Annotated in this window: 16 protein-coding genes; 7 read left to right on the top strand and 9 right to left on the bottom strand. The window is 64.3% G+C overall.

Features of this window, described 5'->3' with window-relative positions; genetic code table 11:
• Positions 1–23: 23 nt before the first annotated feature.
• The 5 genes from HPY44_00370 (at position 24) to HPY44_00350 (ending at position 4584) form a co-directional block, all read left to right on the top strand.
• Entirely contained in the window at positions 24–1214 is a 1191-nt protein-coding gene (locus tag HPY44_00370; GenBank protein NSW54437.1) for a prolyl oligopeptidase family serine peptidase, read from the top strand.
• A gap of 53 nt (positions 1215–1267) precedes the next feature.
• Complete coding sequence (locus HPY44_00365; protein ID NSW54436.1) at positions 1268–2386, top strand: alanine racemase; 1119 nt, start codon at positions 1268–1270, stop codon at positions 2384–2386.
• A gap of 218 nt (positions 2387–2604) precedes the next feature.
• The gene (locus tag HPY44_00360) at positions 2605–2874 is read left to right on the top strand and encodes an ACT domain-containing protein (GenBank protein ID NSW54435.1); all 270 of its coding nucleotides are present in this window, start codon (positions 2605–2607) and stop codon (positions 2872–2874) included.
• A gap of 27 nt (positions 2875–2901) precedes the next feature.
• Positions 2902–4266, top strand: a complete 1365-nt coding sequence (locus tag HPY44_00355) for a PFL family protein (protein NSW54434.1) — start codon at positions 2902–2904, stop codon at positions 4264–4266.
• Between the two features lie 153 nt (positions 4267–4419).
• Positions 4420–4584: a hypothetical protein gene (locus HPY44_00350; GenBank protein ID NSW54433.1), complete on the top strand. Its 165-nt coding sequence runs from the start codon at positions 4420–4422 to the stop codon at positions 4582–4584.
• A gap of 83 nt (positions 4585–4667) precedes the next feature.
• Here the strand turns inward: HPY44_00350 and HPY44_00345 are convergent, their stop codons facing one another.
• The 4 genes from HPY44_00345 to HPY44_00330 all read right to left on the bottom strand — a co-directional run bounded on the left by HPY44_00345 (position 4668) and on the right by HPY44_00330 (position 8670).
• Positions 4668–5348: a prepilin-type N-terminal cleavage/methylation domain-containing protein gene (locus HPY44_00345; protein NSW54432.1), complete on the bottom strand. Its 681-nt coding sequence runs from the start codon at positions 5346–5348 to the stop codon at positions 4668–4670.
• A 157-nt stretch (positions 5349–5505) separates the two neighbouring features.
• Positions 5506–6549, bottom strand: coding sequence for a nucleoside 2-deoxyribosyltransferase (locus HPY44_00340; GenBank protein ID NSW54431.1), 1044 nt, complete (start codon positions 6547–6549; stop codon positions 5506–5508).
• Positions 6550–6631: 82 nt separating this feature from the next.
• Positions 6632–7279 carry a DUF1559 domain-containing protein gene (locus HPY44_00335; protein NSW54430.1) on the bottom strand — a complete coding sequence of 216 codons (648 nt, stop codon included), beginning with the start codon at positions 7277–7279 and terminating at the stop codon, positions 6632–6634.
• Between the two features lie 77 nt (positions 7280–7356).
• Positions 7357–8670: a class I SAM-dependent methyltransferase gene (locus HPY44_00330; protein NSW54429.1), complete on the bottom strand. Its 1314-nt coding sequence runs from the start codon at positions 8668–8670 to the stop codon at positions 7357–7359.
• 203 nt (positions 8671–8873) lie between these two features.
• Here HPY44_00330 and queD point away from each other — a divergent pair, with 203 nt between their 5' ends.
• Together queD and queC are read left to right on the top strand one after the other, a co-directional pair.
• Complete coding sequence (queD, locus tag HPY44_00325) at positions 8874–9245, top strand: 6-carboxytetrahydropterin synthase QueD (GenBank protein NSW54428.1); 372 nt, start codon at positions 8874–8876, stop codon at positions 9243–9245.
• A 1-nt stretch (position 9246) separates the two neighbouring features.
• Entirely contained in the window at positions 9247–9933 is a 687-nt protein-coding gene (gene queC / locus HPY44_00320; protein NSW54427.1) for a 7-cyano-7-deazaguanine synthase QueC, read from the top strand.
• Positions 9934–10018: 85 nt separating this feature from the next.
• Here queC and HPY44_00315 read toward each other — a convergent pair whose 3' ends face one another.
• From HPY44_00315 to HPY44_00295, 5 genes are all read right to left on the bottom strand, one after another.
• A complete protein-coding gene (locus HPY44_00315; protein NSW54426.1) occupies positions 10019–10900 on the bottom strand; it encodes a bifunctional 5,10-methylenetetrahydrofolate dehydrogenase/5,10-methenyltetrahydrofolate cyclohydrolase in 882 nt (293 codons plus the stop codon).
• A gap of 65 nt (positions 10901–10965) precedes the next feature.
• Entirely contained in the window at positions 10966–12663 is a 1698-nt protein-coding gene (locus HPY44_00310) for a formate--tetrahydrofolate ligase (protein NSW54425.1), read from the bottom strand.
• A gap of 344 nt (positions 12664–13007) precedes the next feature.
• The gene (locus HPY44_00305; protein NSW54424.1) at positions 13008–13493 is read right to left on the bottom strand and encodes a hypothetical protein; all 486 of its coding nucleotides are present in this window, start codon (positions 13491–13493) and stop codon (positions 13008–13010) included.
• 101 nt (positions 13494–13594) lie between these two features.
• A complete protein-coding gene (gene nadC / locus HPY44_00300; protein ID NSW54423.1) occupies positions 13595–14416 on the bottom strand; it encodes a carboxylating nicotinate-nucleotide diphosphorylase in 822 nt (273 codons plus the stop codon).
• Between the two features lie 17 nt (positions 14417–14433).
• The gene (locus HPY44_00295) at positions 14434–14790 is read right to left on the bottom strand and encodes an aspartate 1-decarboxylase (protein ID NSW54422.1); all 357 of its coding nucleotides are present in this window, start codon (positions 14788–14790) and stop codon (positions 14434–14436) included.
• Position 14791: the final 1 nt, after the last annotated feature.

Raw genomic sequence — 14791 nt, 5'->3', positions numbered from 1 at the left:
CCGGCGCGGGCCTGGAGGCCCGCATGCTCCCCGAAACGTTGCTCGCCATCGCCGCCGCCTGCCTGCTCACAGCCGCCTGCGCCGATGTCCCCGGCCAGGCGCGCCTCCCTCGGATTGGCGGCTTCCGGCTGCAAGAGACCCGAATTACATCCTCCGTGGATGGGGTTGAGCAGCCCATCATCTTCGGCGTTCCCGATCCCCTGCCCGAGGGCCCGCTGCCCCTTCTGGTCGGTCTGCACACATGGTCCGGCGACTACCGCCAGATGGTGGAGGAGTACCCGCGCCAGGCCGTCCGGCGCAAGTGGCTGCTTGTGCTGCCCCACTTCCGCGGGCCGAATCTCACCACGAACCCCAATGCCCGGCAGGCCGGCGGATCGATCCTCGCCCAGCATGACATCGTGGACGCGGTCAACTGGATGCGCGAGCAGTTCGCCGTGGACCCGGACCGCATCATGATCATCGGCGATTCGGGCGGCGGGCACATGACAAGCCTCATGTGCACCAAGTACCCCGACCTGTTCGCGGCGGGCGTGGCATACTGCCCTATCACCGATATGCGCGCCTGGCAGAAGCAGCACAACGGCTACCAGCAGCACATTGAGGCGGTGTGTGGTGGCGCGCCCGGGGCTTCTCCCGAAGTGGATTTCGAGTATGCGCGGCGATCTCCCCGCACCTTCATCACCAACGCCGCCCATTGCAATCTGCTCCTGGCCCATGGGGATAAGGACCCCACGATCTGGCCCGAACAGACCTGGGAGACCTTTCGCGGGCTCAAAGACCTGCCCGACCACAAGGTGCTCTTCGAGTCCTGGAGCGCCGGGCACGTCGGAAAAACATCCGAAGGCCTGGACTGGGCCGCGACAATGGTGCGATCGACCACGCCGCCCTCGCGGCTGGATATCGTGACCGACGAGGAGAAGCCCTACTTCTGGCTCACTCTTGGGCCAACAGCGGACCTCACCTTCGCCCGATGCACTGCCCTCCTGACGCGGAAGGGGCAGGCCGTTGCGAAGGACACCCCGGCACCCGAGACCGTCCTGCGGCTGCAGGTCACGGACGCAACCGTGGTCCGGGTGTCCCTGGGTGCCCTCGGCCTGAGCACGCCCGCGAACCTGCCGGAAGGCATGGCGCTTGAGGGAAGTGACCTCTTGGCCCGTCCGGGGCCGGGCCGGCACCTGTTCACCATACGCTTCGGAGACGCGCAGCCCGAGTAGCCTCGGCAGCCAGGGGCCATGCGCCAAGCAATGATCGACGGGAGAATCGCGACATGACGCCGCATCTGATTGGCAGGGGCCTGCAGGACATCGACACCCCGGCGCTGCTGGTGCGCCGGCCGATTCTCGAAGAGAACCTGATGCGCCTGCAGGCCGTCGCGGACGAGGCCGGCCTGGAACTGCGCCCCCACATCAAAGCTCACAAGACCCCGGAGATCGCGCAGATGCAGATACGCGCGGGGGCTGCCGGCGTGACGGCGGCGAAGCTGGGTGAGGCCGAGGTCATGGCCTCCGCGGGCATCGAGGACATCTTCATCGCCAACCAGATCGTGGGGCCGTTGAAGCTTGCGCGGCTGGTTGCGTTGGCGAGAAGAGTCCCGAAGCTCTCGACGGCAGTGGACAGCATCGAGGTCGCGCGCGGGCTGAGCGAAGCATTCTCTGGCGCGGGGATGACCCTCGACGTACTCATCGAACTCGACGGCGGCGCGGGACGCTGCGGAGTCACGGAGGAGGGGCTGATCCCGCTGGCAGAACAGGTGGCGAACCTGCCCGGACTCGCGCTGGTGGGGATCATGGCCTACGGGGCGCGGAGCTACCAGACTCGCACCCCAAAGGAGCGCACCCAGGCGGTGGCGGCGGAGGGCGATTTCCTGGCGACCCAGGCGGACCGGTTGCGGCAGGTGGGGTTCCCCATCGTCCGAATCAGCGGCGGGAGTACACCCACCGCGCTGCATTACTTCAAAGGCTGCGGGCTTACCGAAATCCGCTCCGGGACCTACTGCCTGTACGACCACAACCAGGTGGATCTGGGCACCGTCGGCGCGGAGTGCGTTGCGGCGACCATACTCACGCAGGTCATCAGCGTACCCGCGCGCGACCGGGCCATCTGCGACGCCGGGACGAAGTCCCTGGATCAGCAGGTCAGCCAACTCACTGAGGGATATGGCTGGACGCGGGGGGAACCGCGGGTGAAGGTGTCGAAGATCAATGATGAGCACGGGTACCTGGACATCAGCAGCCTGCCCGAAAAGCCGCGGGTTGGCGACCGGTTCGAGATCATCCCACCGCGCATCTGCACCGCTCTGAACCTGTATGACGAGATGGTGATTCTCGGCGAGGATGACCGGGTGGAGGACGTCTGGCGCATCGCCGCGCGCGGGAAGAACGCATGAAGGGGCCTTCCGGGTGTCGGCGGAAGGCATTGGGGGACTAGCATCCGGGTCCGGACCTCACCCGGAGACGGGCCTGTTCCCGATGCCTTTGGCGCGGCTCTGCGGAAGGCCTCACAGGCGCCCGATGCGCGAAGGGCTCTGTCCCGAGATGCCAGTCCCCCGCTTTCGTGGTGCGCTCGCCGCATGATCGACGAAAAGGAAACAGGGAGCCTGAACCCATGAAAGTCGTCATCACCGTCCTTGGTAAGGACCGGGTGGGCATCATCGCCCGGGTCAGCACCGCTCTGGCTGAGAGCAACGTGAACATCCTGGATATCAGCCAGACCATCCTGCAGGACTACTTCACCATGCTCATGCTGGCCGAGATTCTCGACGAGAACCTGAGCGTCGAAGCCCTCGGGCAGCGGTTGGATGAAGTGGGCAAAGACCTGGGCGTGCAGGTGCGTGTGCAGGCCGAAGCGATCTTCAGCGCCATGCACCGTGTGTGATTCCCCAGATTACCCCGAGGCGATCCCATGCGCTTTCTTGCCACTGAGGAGATACTCGAGACCCTGCGAATGATCCAGCTTGAGAACCTGGACATCCGCACCATTACTATGGGCATCTCGCTGCGTGACTGCGGCGATTCCGATGGCGCGAAAGCACGGCGGCGCATGCGCGAGAAGATTACCTCCTGTGCCGCGCGGCTGGTGCCCGTGGCTGAAGCGATCGAGAAGGACCTGGGCATACCGATCATCAACAAACGCATCTCGGTGACTCCCCTCGCGCTGGTGGCCGAAGCCTGCGACGAGGAGGACTACGTGGAGTTCGCCCGGACGCTGGATGCCGCGGCGGCGGAGGTGGGCGTAAACTTCATCGGGGGCTTCTCGGCGCTGGTCCACAAGGGCTACACGACGGGTGACGCGCGCCTCATCGCCAGCATCCCGCAGGCTCTCGCAGCCACGGAGCGAGTCTGCGCTTCCGTCAATATCGCGACCACCCAGGCCGGCACCAATATGGATGCGGTGCGCCAGATGGGTGAGGTGATTACCCGGACCGCACGGCTCACGGCGGACGAGGGCGGCATCGGCTGTGCGAAGCTGGTGGTGTTCGCGAACGCCGCCGAGGACAACCCCTTCATGGCCGGCGCATTCCACGGCATCGGCGAGCCGGAATGCGTCATCAACGTGGGCGTCAGTGGTCCGGGGGTCGTAAAACGCGCGCTGGAGCAGGCTCCGGACGCCGATCTCGGTGTGGTGTCCGAGACCATCAAGCGGACGGCTTTCAAGATCACGCGCATGGGGCAACTTGTGGCCCAGGAGGCCTCGCGCAGGCTCGGCGTGCCCTTCGGCATCGTGGACCTGTCCCTCGCGCCGACCCCGGTGGTGGGCGACAGCGTGGCCCACATTCTCGAAGAGATGGGTCTGGAGCGCTGCGGCGCGGCGGGGACAACCGCCGCTCTTGCCCTGCTCAATGACGCCGTGAAAAAAGGCGGCGCGATGGCCACCAGTTACGCCGGTGGCCTCAGCGGCGCGTTCATCCCGGTGAGCGAGGATGCGGGGATGATCCGGGCGGCCAGCGAAGGCGTGCTGAGCATTGAGAAGCTGGAGGCCATGACCGCGGTCTGCTCGGTGGGACTGGATATGATCGCGGTGCCGGGCGACACCCCGGCGGCGACGATCGCGGCGATCATCGCGGACGAGGCGGCCATCGGCGTGGTGAACAACAAGACCACCGCGGTGCGCATTATCCCGGTGCCGGGCGGCGAAGTCGGACAGCTTGTGGAGTTCGGCGGCCTGCTGGGCACCGCGCCGATCATGCCCGTTCGAGCGCTGGACAGCTCTCGCTTCGTGTCGCGAGGCGGCCGGATTCCCGCTCCGACAGGCGGGTTGAGGAACTAGAACGGCCGACCATCGCCTGGCGCTGAAGCACGCGGCTGAGGGTCCCGCGTTCCCTGTCCGGAGCGCTTCGCACCGGGCGTCCGGACGGTTCCGCGGGATCGGGCCCCTGCGGACGGCCTGCGCGGCCAGTATGAGGTAGACAGACTCCTGGAGTTGGAGAACGACCGGCTGTCACCGCCGGGGGATTTCGGCTACTCGGGCTGGGTACAGCTGCCGGATGGACGGATCTTCTGCGCGGCGCACTACCGGGGCAGCCACGCGTACTCGTACATCTCGGGAACGTGGATCAAGGAAGGGGACTTCGGCGGCCGACAGTAAAGCGCCGACTCAAAACGGCGGGCGGCTGACCCTCTTCGGGTCTCGCCGCCCGCCTCTGTTCTGCAGCAAGGTTGCAGTCAGGCCTACTCGTAGATCGTGGTGGCCCGCATATCGAAATTGCCCTTCTTGAAGTCCTTTCCCCACTTGGCATGGCCGTCAGCGAAGACCGCGTTCATGCCGTCATTATGCGGGACGTAAGCCGGATTGCCTGACCGGAAGGCATTGTAGTGGTCAATGCCACGGAAGCGCCAGCAAGGAGTGTCGCAGACCGCGATCTTCTCGGCCGGAAGCTGGATATTCGACTCCGACCAGCCGGCGCCGTAACCCAGAGTGCTGGTGCCGGCGATACCGTCGAACTCGCCGTAGGTCTCCTGGATCGTGGTCATACCGTAGCTGCAGTACCCTCCGCGGGCGCGCGCGCCGGATTCCGGCGGATGGACGATGCTGCAACCGGTGGTGTTAGGCACGGACCAGCCCGAGCCACTGGACGGGCATTTGAAGATCTGCTGGTTTTTTACGTACGGCATGATCTTCTCGAAGTACATGTAGTCACTGCCATAGTAGCGCACCAGCTGTTCGTCATAGTCGCTGGAATACATGGCCAGGCCCAGACCGATCTGCTTGAGGTTGGACAGACAGGACGACTGCCTGGCCTTCTCACGGGCACGGGCGAAGACGGGAAAGAGAATTGCCGCCAGGATTGCGATGATCGCGATCACTACGAGCAACTCAATCAGCGTGAAACCTTTGCGACCGTGTGTCATGCTTGCGACCTCCATCGGTGATTGGTGCGGCCGGACTTTAGAGCAACTAAATTTAACCTATGAACAATGTCAGGGTCAAGGGAATCGTCAAGGAGCGTCAGGGGCCGGGAAGAACAGCGCGGATCCCCGCCGCGGCGCTGGGGCTCCTGGACTGACCCTACCCTTTCAGGCCCTCCTCCACCATCGCGAGGTAGTTTTCCAGCGGCACATAATTGGTCACCGAGTTCGACGAACCCACGCAGTAGCCCCCATTGTGCCCCAGGTCCTCCATGTTGCGCCGGGTCATGCGCCGGATCTCATCGGGCGTGCCGCGGCTCAGGCGATCCAGCTCGATATTGCCCAGCAGACACAGGCGGTCACCCACCTTCGCCTTGAGTTCCCGGCTGTCCATGGCCTTGGGCTCGATGGGGTGCAGGGCGTTGAAGTGACAGCTGATGATGTCCTCCATGACCGGCCACAGGTTGCCGTCGGAGTGGTAGATGAACGGCATGTCCGCCTCGCGCAGGATTTCGCCCAGACGTCGGTACCACGGGAACATGTGCTCCCGCAGGATGCGCGGGTTGACCATCATTCCCTGCCCGTAGGCGATGTCGTCGCTCATCCACAGCCCCACGACGCCGGGGATCTTCATGGCCCGAAGGCAGCAGTCGAACTGCAGTTGGCCGACGCGCTGGAACATGGCGGCCACAAGATCGGGGTTAAAGGCGCAGGCTTCGCCGAAACCCTCGAAGCCCATGAGCATCCAGACGGGGGTGAAGATCTTGCCCACGACCACGATCACGCCCATGCTGTCGGGCAGGACGCGGACCATGCGCTCCACGTGCTCCAGCGAGAGATCAGCCTGCGCGGGCCAGGGGAAGCGCTCCATGTCCTCGAAGGACCCGATGACCCCCTGACCCTCGGCCGCCCAGGTGATCTCGCTGTCTGCCTCGCTGTAGAGGCTGTAGCGGTCGGTCTTGACGGTGGCGGCTTCCCCCGAGAGCACCCCGCCGACCTGGAGAATGCCCGCCGCCAGCGGCACATAGTCGTAGCCGGCTTCGATCCAGAAGGCCGCCTCATCGTGCTCGGATGTAATCGGCCTGCCGAGAAAGGCTTCCTTGACGGCGGTGTCCACGTGCAGTTCCCACAGGGGAACCCGGTCGGGCTTTCCCTGGAGCATGAGGGACTGGCGCACTCGGGCGAAGTCATTCCGCGGTCCCATGCGATCAGCCTCCTGAAAAGGAAACGGAGCGACAGCATGATTCGCCGTCGCCCCGGAAGGGACCTCGCAACGCGAAGGCCGTCTATTTGTAGACGTTCCGCGCCTGGCCGGGCTGGAACTTCACATGCCCGTCCATGTAGACCACGTTGATGGAACCGAAACTGGCCTCGTGGATGCGGATCTTGATTGGCTCGCAGAAGACGTCGGACCACAGCCAATAGTCGCTGTCCCACTGCTCGCTCATGATGCGCGGGTAGTTCTGCCCCATGGAGTTCACAAGAAATCCCCAGGAGACCCAGGTGGTGTAGTTCGTGCCGCCCTTCGGAGTGACGGTGCCGGGCACCTGGTCGAAGCTGTAGTAGTAATAGCCGATATTGCCCGCGGCGATGTTCGCGTCCGTGGGCACGATGTCCGGGAGCCCCATCTTCGCCGCTGACGGGCAGTACATGACCTGCCGGTTCTTGATGTACGGCAGGATCTGACCCACCAGCCGGGCGTGGGTTGTGCTGCTGTTGCAGGCGTAGTAGTCACAGGGCATGAGCTCGTCCCAGTCCTGGGCGTACATGTGGCATGCCAGGCCAAGTTGCTTCAGGTTCGACAGGCACGAGGTCTTCCGCGCGGACTCCCTGGCGCGCGCGAACACGGGGAAAAGGATCGCGGCAAGAATGGCGATGATTGCGATGACGACCAGCAACTCGATGAGGGTGAAGCCACGCTTTGTGTTTCGCATTTTCTTCCATCCCCTTGGGCCCTTTGTTATCACCGCGCCGGGCCGGTCACACCACCCGGCGCGGGTTGCAGACTTATTCACTTGCGGATCTCGACCCACTGATTGTGGATGTCGGGTACGGATACGAGCCGGCCGTTGGCGCCCGAGGCGGCGATCCACTTGTCGAAGATCCCCTTCTCGGCGCACTGCTTGAAGCCATCGGTCGGGGCGTCAGGTGCCTCCCGCAGCTCCTTCGCAAGCTTGCGGAACCTCATCTCGCTGTCCTTCTCCGTCTGCATCGGGCAGCCATTGCCGATGAGAGCAATGCCGCGCGGTCGCAGGACGCGGGAGATCTCGCGGAACACCTTGTCCGGGTTGCGCCAGATAGCGGGTCCCGCATGTCCGAAGACATAGTCGAAGGTGTTGTCATCGAAGGGCAAGTGTTCGGGGTCGCAGGCGATAGCCTGGATGCGGTCCGCACAGCCGCTCTCATGCGCCCGGGCATTGGCGACTTTCGCGGCGTCGGAGTCATAGCCCCCCACGATGAAAGTCAGTTTCGTCCGCCGGGCCAGAGGCAATGAGATGCTCCCCGCACCCCAGCCCAGTTCCAGGCAGCGGCCGGAGCGCACCGCGTAGCGCTCCACAATCTGCTCGGCCATGGCGTCATGCCAGGGGGCAAGCTCTGCGGACCAGCGGCGGTACCAAGCGGAGTGGTCTGTCGGCTTACGAATCTCAAGCCACCACCCGGCGATTGGCTCCGGGATGAAACGGAACTGCCCCGGGGGGATCCCGGCGCGCAGGGCAACCTGGTCCAGGTCATTCGGGACCTTGAACCCCTCCTGCTCGCCGGCATTGGCGCGCTCCTTCGCCAGGGGATCGCGGATCTCCGGCGGCAGAATCCGAGTGAACCCCCCACCGATATACGCCACGCCTCCGGGCTTGAGAATGCGGTAGCACTCGCGCACCCCCGCTTCCCGGTCGGGCCAGAACGGGATCGAGCCGCGGCTGAAGACGAGATCGGCGAACTCGGTCCGGAAGGGCATGTCCTGGGCATCGCCCTCAACAGGAATGACGCGGCCAGTCAGGCCGGCCTCGTCAACCAGAATGGACGCAAGCCGCACGGAGTTGGGATCGATGTCCAGGGCGTACACCTTCATCTCGGTGATCTTCGCAAGTTCCATGGCGAAACTGGCCGGGCCGGAACCGACGTCCACGCAGATGCCCCTCGTGATCCCGTAGTCCTCCACTATCTGCTTTGCGAACGCCGGGTACAGTGGAGCAAACTTGCCCTGGGAGACCTCGTACATGACGACCTTGCTCATGAGGTCGGACTTGTAGTCAGCCACCGCAGCGGTCATGCAGGCGGTGAAGGCGACGGCAAGCATCCCGACGGAGAGGCGCCTCACAGACATACGCGAAACCTTCCTTTTGCCTGACTGCAGACGCAGTCAATATAGTTTACCATTCGAATTGGTAAGAAACCGGAGACTCGGAGGAAGAAAGCCGTAAGGAACGTGCCCCTTGTCCGACTTGCGCTACCTGCGATCTTCCCGAATTACTTCGCGAAACCGGCCCGTGCATTGTATAACAGGGAGAGAAAGTTGAGGGAGATGCCATGTTCGAACTGATTGTGGAGCGTCATTTTTCGGCGGCGCACTGTCTGCGCGAGTATGACGGAGCCTGCGCGCGGGTCCACGGGCACAACTACCGGGTGGAGGTTGCGGTGACAGCGCCTGAGCTGTCCCCCCTGGGTTTCGTCATGGACTTCGGCGACCTGAAGTCCCTCTGCGATGCCGTCCTCGGCGAGATGGACCACCGGATGCTCAATGAGCTTGAGGCTTTCACCCACAGGAACGCCACGTCGGAGAACATCGCCCGGCACATTTACATGCAGATGAAGTCCCGACTTGAGGGTGGACCGGCAACGATCAAACACGTGCGCGTGTGGGAGACCCCCGAGCAGTCGGCGATCTACAGGGAAGAGTGACATGAGAGCCATCGCGCTGCTATCTGGAGGGCTGGATTCCGTGGTGGCTGCCTGGGCCGCGCGGAGCGAGTGGGAAGTGGTCCTGGCGCTCACCTTCGATTACGGCCAGCGGGCGCGGAAACGGGAGATCCAGGCCGCGAGCGCCGTTGCCGGACGGCTGGGGTGTGCGCACGAAGTGCCAGCACTGCCCTGGCTGGGGGCACTGGGCAGGAGCGCGCTGACAGACGAAGCCGCGGACGTCCCCGTCCTCGCACCGCATCGGCTCGATGACTTGGCGCAGGCAACCGAGACAGCCGCCGCAGTGTGGGTACCCAACCGCAACGGCGTGTTCCTCAATGTGGCCGCAGCATACGCGGACGCCATGGACTGCCAGGCGATCGTGGTGGGGTTCAACGTCGAGGAGGCCGCGACATTCCCTGACAACTCGGCGGAGTTCATGGACGCCGCCGGGCGGTTCTTCGCGCTCTCCACCCGGGCGCACCCTCAGGTGGTCAGTCCGACAGTGGGCCTGAACAAGGCGCAGATCGTGACATTGGCGCGGGAAATCGGCGCGCCCATCGGTCTCGTCTGGAGCTGCTACCACGGTGGCGCAGAGCACTGCTGGCAGTGCGAGTCGTGCAACCGCTTGCGGCGCGCTTTGCAGAGAGCCGGCGCCTGGGAAGCATGGCAAGCGGGGGATTTGGGCTGAGGCCAGGCGCGCGCCAGGCCCCCAATGCAAGCGGCCGGCAGAGCACAGAGCTCCGCCGGCCGCCAATCATCACAACCCCGTCCTGCTACATTCCCTGCAGGCGAGCGGCGTCCACCACGTTCTTCAGCAGCATCGCGGTCGTGACCGTGCCCACACCGCCGGGCACCGGGGTGATCTGGGACGCGATTTCCACCGCTTCTTCGAAGACCACGTCACCGACGGTTTTCATCTTTCCGTCCTCCCCCTTGATGCGGTTGATACCGACATCGATGACCACCGCGCCCGGTTTGATGTGTTCGCCGGTGATAAGCCCCGCCTTGCCCACCGCCACCACCAGCAGGTCCGCTTTCGTGGTGTGGGCCTTCAGGTCCTGGGTGCCGATGTGGCAGACGGTCACGGTGCAGAAGCGGTCCAGCAGCAGAAGTGCGGTGGGCTTGCCCACGATCTCGCTATGACCGACCACGCAGACCTCGACGCCTTTACCTGCCGCCTCAGACGGGTTGGAGAACAGCGGAACGCCAGACGCCTGCGCCAGTGCGAAGGCCGCCTGAGCGGTGCAGGGCGCCAGGGTAGTTCCGCCCTGAACGACCCGGCCCAAATTGGCCGGGTGCACGCCGTCCACATCTTTCTTCGGGTCAATGGCAGCCTGGCAAGCCCGGGCGTCCACGCCTTCGGCAACAGGCATGAGCAAGATAATCCCGGTCACCGCGCTGTCAGCATTGAGCTCAGCGATCTTCGTCTCGATGGCCGACTGGTCGGCCTCGGCGCCAAGTTCCACGAGTTCGTAACCGATCCCCACTTCCTCGCACGCCTTCTGTTGGGCAGCGGCGTAGAACGCGGCGCCCTTGTTGTCCGTGGCAAGCACCGCGCAGAGCTTCGGCGGCGCGCTCATCGAGGCGATTGCAGCCTTCACGTCTTCCTTGATCTTGTCGGCAATGGGTGCGCCTTCGAGCAGTGTCGCGCTCATATCGATTCGCTCCCGTATTCGCAATGTTGGGCCTCGCGCAGGCGAGGATTGTTGCGGCGGTGGGCTCAGAACAGGCCCACTGTGTTGCCGTTCTCATCGATGTCCACGTCAACGGCCGCCGGGCGCGAGGGCAGTCCCGGCATGGTGCGCATTTCGCCGCACAGCGGATACAGGAACCCGGCGCCGACGGACGGGCGGATGTCGCGGACCGGGACGGTGAAGCCGGTGGGCCGTCCTTTGAGATTCGGATCGTGGCTCAGCGACAGATGGGTCTTGGCCATGCAGATCGGCAGCTTGTCGTAGCCCTGCTCGGTGAATGTCGCGATCTTTCGCTCGGCTTCGGCGGAATACTCGACGCCGTCTGCGCCATAGATCCGCGTCGCGATCTTCTCGATTTTTGACTTGATGGGTTCATCGAGCTCATACAGGAACTTGAACTCGCCGGGTTGTTCGCAAGCGGCCACCACTGCTTCAGCCAGCTCCGCGCCGCCTTCGCCGCCCCGTGCATGGACGTAACTGCGCACAGCGGCCATCGCGCCGGCCTCGACAGCGATGCGTTCGATCTCGCCCAGTTCCGCGTCGGTGTCGTAGCTGAAGGTGTTTATAGCCACGACCACCGGTAGCCCGAACTGGTGCATGTTCTCGATGTGCTTGATGAGGTTTTCGGCGCCTTTGACGAGAGCCGGGATGTTCTCCTTCTCAAGCTCCTCCTGCGGAGGCTTGCGGCCAGGCTTCATCTCGAAAGCCCCTCCGTGCATCTTCAGGGCCTTACAGGTGGCGACGATCACTACGCAGGACGGCTGCATCTTGCCCGTGCGACACTTGATGTTCAAGAACTTTTCAGCGCCGCAGTCAGCGCCGAAACCGGCTTCAGTCACCACGTAATCGGCGCACTTCAGCGCGATCTTGTCCGCGAGTATGGAATTGCAGCCGATGGCGATATTGGCGAACGGTCCGGCATGCACGAAAGCCGGGCCGCCGTCGAGGGCCTGGATCAGATTGGGCTTGATAGCCTCACGCATGAGGACCGTCATCGCGCCGGCCGCACCCAGATCCTCAGCCGTGACCGCCTTGCCTTCGGTATTCAGCGCTACCTGGATCCGGCCGAAGCGTTCCCGCAGGTCGCGCAGACCGGTGGATAGCGAAAGGATCGCCATGACCTCGGAGGCTACCGTAATATCGAATCCGGTTTCGCGGGGCCTGCCGTCGCCCTTGGAGCCCAGACCGCCTACGATGTTCCGCAGGAAGTTGTCATTCATGTCCACCCCGCGTCTCCACGAGATGGTGTAAGGGTCGATGTTCAGGGGATTGCCGTGCCAGATGCTGGCGTCGATCATGGCTGCGAGGAGATTGTTCGCTGCGCCAACCGCGTGGATGTCACCGGTGAAGTGGAGGTTCAGGTCTTCCATGGGGACGACCTGGGCGTAGCCTCCCCCGGCCGCCCCTCCCTTGATGCCAAAAACCGGGCCCATGCTGGGTTCCCGGGTGGTGGTCACGGCTCGTTTTCCGATGTAGCGCAGGGCCTGTCCGAGGCCCAGGGTGGTCACCGTCTTGCCTTCGCCGAGGGGAGTGGGGGTAATCGCGGTAACCAGCACCAGCTTCCCGTCGGGTTCCGCTGCCAACCTGTCCAGAACAGACAGGTCGACTTTGGCCTTGTAGCGGCCGTACAGGTCAAGCTCGTCTTCTGTGATTCCAATGTCCGCCGCCACGTCCAGGATCGGACGCAGCTCCGCCGCCTGCGCGATCTCCAAGTCGCTCAGCATGAGAATGTGCTCCCTGTTTTCGCCCGCAAACGTGCACAACGATGCACCGGCAGATGCGAAGCACCCAGCATCGAAACGCCCGAGGCCATGATCTCCTCGGTCGCCGAATGCCGGGCCTGTACATGCTGCCGAAGGCATCAGTTGCGCCCGTGTGGGCGTTGCCCGGATCGAACGGGCTCAAACGACTTGGCGATTATAGCCAGGGGGCCCCCGGGGTTCAAGGCGTAGATCAGTGGTCTTGGCGCGAAAACGTCAAGACAGCGGGAATCCGGAGGGCAGGGACTGAACCAGCGTCTCGCCTTCGCCGGCTCAGGCCCCCGTGGTACTCGTCTGAATGCGGTTCCTCAGTCCGGGGCGCGCCAGGTGCGCCGGCGCGATGGACTTCTGCGTGTGCGCCGGGGCGCTTCCTCGGTCGCGTTGGATCGAACGGTCGTGCGCCGAGACGATCCGGCGCTGGATCTTGTGCTCCGAGTGGTCCGACGCGGGGCGCGCTGCGGCTCGCCCTCAGCCCGTGTGATGCGTCGCGGCGGCGTGGTTCGCTCGAACTCGCGCTCATCGGTCGGCCGGCGGATCGTGGTTCTGCGAGGGGGCCGTGGCGGGGTCACCACTGGAGGATCGCCCCAACTCGTCTCGGGCATTGTGGCGCGGAGAATACGGTACGTGCGGACCACGAGGATCGTCAGCAAGATGACGATCATGCCCAGGAATGCCTCGGTCAGGGTCATGTCGCCGTAAACGCCGATGAGTTCTGCCGCCACGAACCGGAGCAGTTCAACCAGCGGGAAAATCAGCACAAGCCCGACGATGAGCCCGATCCCGATGTCTGCCATGATGCCGTCCTCGGTGAGTGGCGTAGCGTTTGCTGCAGCAGGAGCGCGGTCACCTGCATGAATCTTTCGACGCGTGCCCTACCCGGTCCTTCCGGGCATGCCTAACAGAGTCTCAGTTCCAGACTGATGTCCACCGCCGGCGCCGAATGGGTGAGCTTGCCCACGGAGATCAGGTCCACGCCGGTCTGTGCGATGCGCGCCACCGTCTCCAGGCTGACGCCGCCTGACGCCTCGGTCTGCGCCCTTCCGCTGATGAGTTCCACCGCCTGGCGCATGGTGTCGTAGTCCATGTTGTCCAGCATGATAATATCCGCCCCAGCGTCCAGCGCTTCCTGCACCTGCTCGAGGCTCGTGGTCTCGACCTCGATCTTCACCGTGTGAGGGATCCGGGCGCGGGTCTGCTCCACCGCGGGTATGATGCCTCCGGCGGCCTCGATATGATTGTCCTTGAGGATGACCCCGTCATACAGCGCGAAGCGGTGATTGGAGCCGCCGCCGGCGCGCACTGCCGCCTTCTCCAGAATGCGCAGCCCTGGTGTGGTCTTCCGGGTGTCCACGATGGTTGCGCCAGTTCCGGCCACCGCATCCACGAACTTCCGCGTCAGCGTCGCCGTCCCACACAGGCGCTGCAGGAAATTGAGCGATACGCGCTCCGCCGTAAGAATCTGGGCGGCGGGCCCGGTCACCGCAGCGAGGATATCCCCGGATGAGAAGCCGTCACCGTCGCGCTTCAGCCCCTCCAGCCTGCAGTCCGGCGCGGCCTGCCGGAAGCACTCGCGCACCACATCCATGCCTGCGAGCACCCCGTCTTGCTTGGCCAGGAACTCGCCCCGTGCCATTCGATGGGGCGGAATGCAGGCATTGGTGGTGAGATCGCCCGGGCCGATGTCTTCCAGCAGGGCGACGCGCACGATCTGCTCCATCTGCAGGCAAGGGGCGCTCATTTCTGCTCCATGATGCGGTTGCCCGGGCCGAGAATCGCAATCTTCGGCTGCACCGAACGGGCTTCCCCGTCTTCATACATGCCGTATCCGAGCACGTGGATCACGTCGCCCACCGCGGCGGTTCTGGCCGCCGGCCCGTTCAGGCAGATGACCCCGCTCCCCGGGTCGCCCTGGATCACATAGGTCTCAATGCGCGCACCATTGTTCAGGTTGACGATCTGCACGAACTCCCCTTCCAGCAGGTCAGCGGCCAGCATGAGTTCAGCGTCGATGGTGATGCTGCCCTCGTAGTAAAGCTCGGTCTGGGTCACGGTCGCGCCGTGGAGTTTGGACTTGAGCATAGTACGGAACATG

This window comes from Armatimonadota bacterium (genome assembly GCA_013314775.1).
Classification (GTDB): Bacteria; Armatimonadota; Zipacnadia; order Zipacnadales; family JABUFB01; genus JABUFB01.
This window is presented reverse-complemented; position numbering and strand designations above follow the sequence as displayed.

Excerpts from the sequence above, each read along its gene's own strand:
- queC (NSW54427.1), top strand. The coding sequence starts at position 9,247 with ATGAGAGCCATCGCGCTGCTATCTGGAGGGCTGGATTCCGTGGTGGCT.
- HPY44_00365 (NSW54436.1), top strand. The coding sequence starts at position 1,268 with ATGACGCCGCATCTGATTGGCAGGGGCCTGCAGGACATCGACACCCCG.
- HPY44_00360 (NSW54435.1), top strand. The coding sequence starts at position 2,605 with ATGAAAGTCGTCATCACCGTCCTTGGTAAGGACCGGGTGGGCATCATC.
- queD (NSW54428.1), top strand. The coding sequence starts at position 8,874 with ATGTTCGAACTGATTGTGGAGCGTCATTTTTCGGCGGCGCACTGTCTG.
- HPY44_00310 (NSW54425.1), bottom strand. The coding sequence starts at position 12,663 with ATGCTGAGCGACTTGGAGATCGCGCAGGCGGCGGAGCTGCGTCCGATC.
- HPY44_00355 (NSW54434.1), top strand. The coding sequence starts at position 2,902 with ATGCGCTTTCTTGCCACTGAGGAGATACTCGAGACCCTGCGAATGATC.
- HPY44_00305 (NSW54424.1), bottom strand. The coding sequence starts at position 13,493 with ATGGCAGACATCGGGATCGGGCTCATCGTCGGGCTTGTGCTGATTTTC.
- HPY44_00330 (NSW54429.1), bottom strand. The coding sequence starts at position 8,670 with ATGTCTGTGAGGCGCCTCTCCGTCGGGATGCTTGCCGTCGCCTTCACC.
- HPY44_00295 (NSW54422.1), bottom strand. The coding sequence starts at position 14,790 with ATGTTCCGTACTATGCTCAAGTCCAAACTCCACGGCGCGACCGTGACC.
- HPY44_00335 (NSW54430.1), bottom strand. The coding sequence starts at position 7,279 with ATGCGAAACACAAAGCGTGGCTTCACCCTCATCGAGTTGCTGGTCGTC.
- HPY44_00340 (NSW54431.1), bottom strand. The coding sequence starts at position 6,549 with ATGGGACCGCGGAATGACTTCGCCCGAGTGCGCCAGTCCCTCATGCTC.
- HPY44_00345 (NSW54432.1), bottom strand. The coding sequence starts at position 5,348 with ATGACACACGGTCGCAAAGGTTTCACGCTGATTGAGTTGCTCGTAGTG.
- HPY44_00370 (NSW54437.1), top strand. The coding sequence starts at position 24 with ATGCTCCCCGAAACGTTGCTCGCCATCGCCGCCGCCTGCCTGCTCACA.
- HPY44_00315 (NSW54426.1), bottom strand. The coding sequence starts at position 10,900 with ATGAGCGCGACACTGCTCGAAGGCGCACCCATTGCCGACAAGATCAAG.
- nadC (NSW54423.1), bottom strand. The coding sequence starts at position 14,416 with ATGGAGCAGATCGTGCGCGTCGCCCTGCTGGAAGACATCGGCCCGGGC.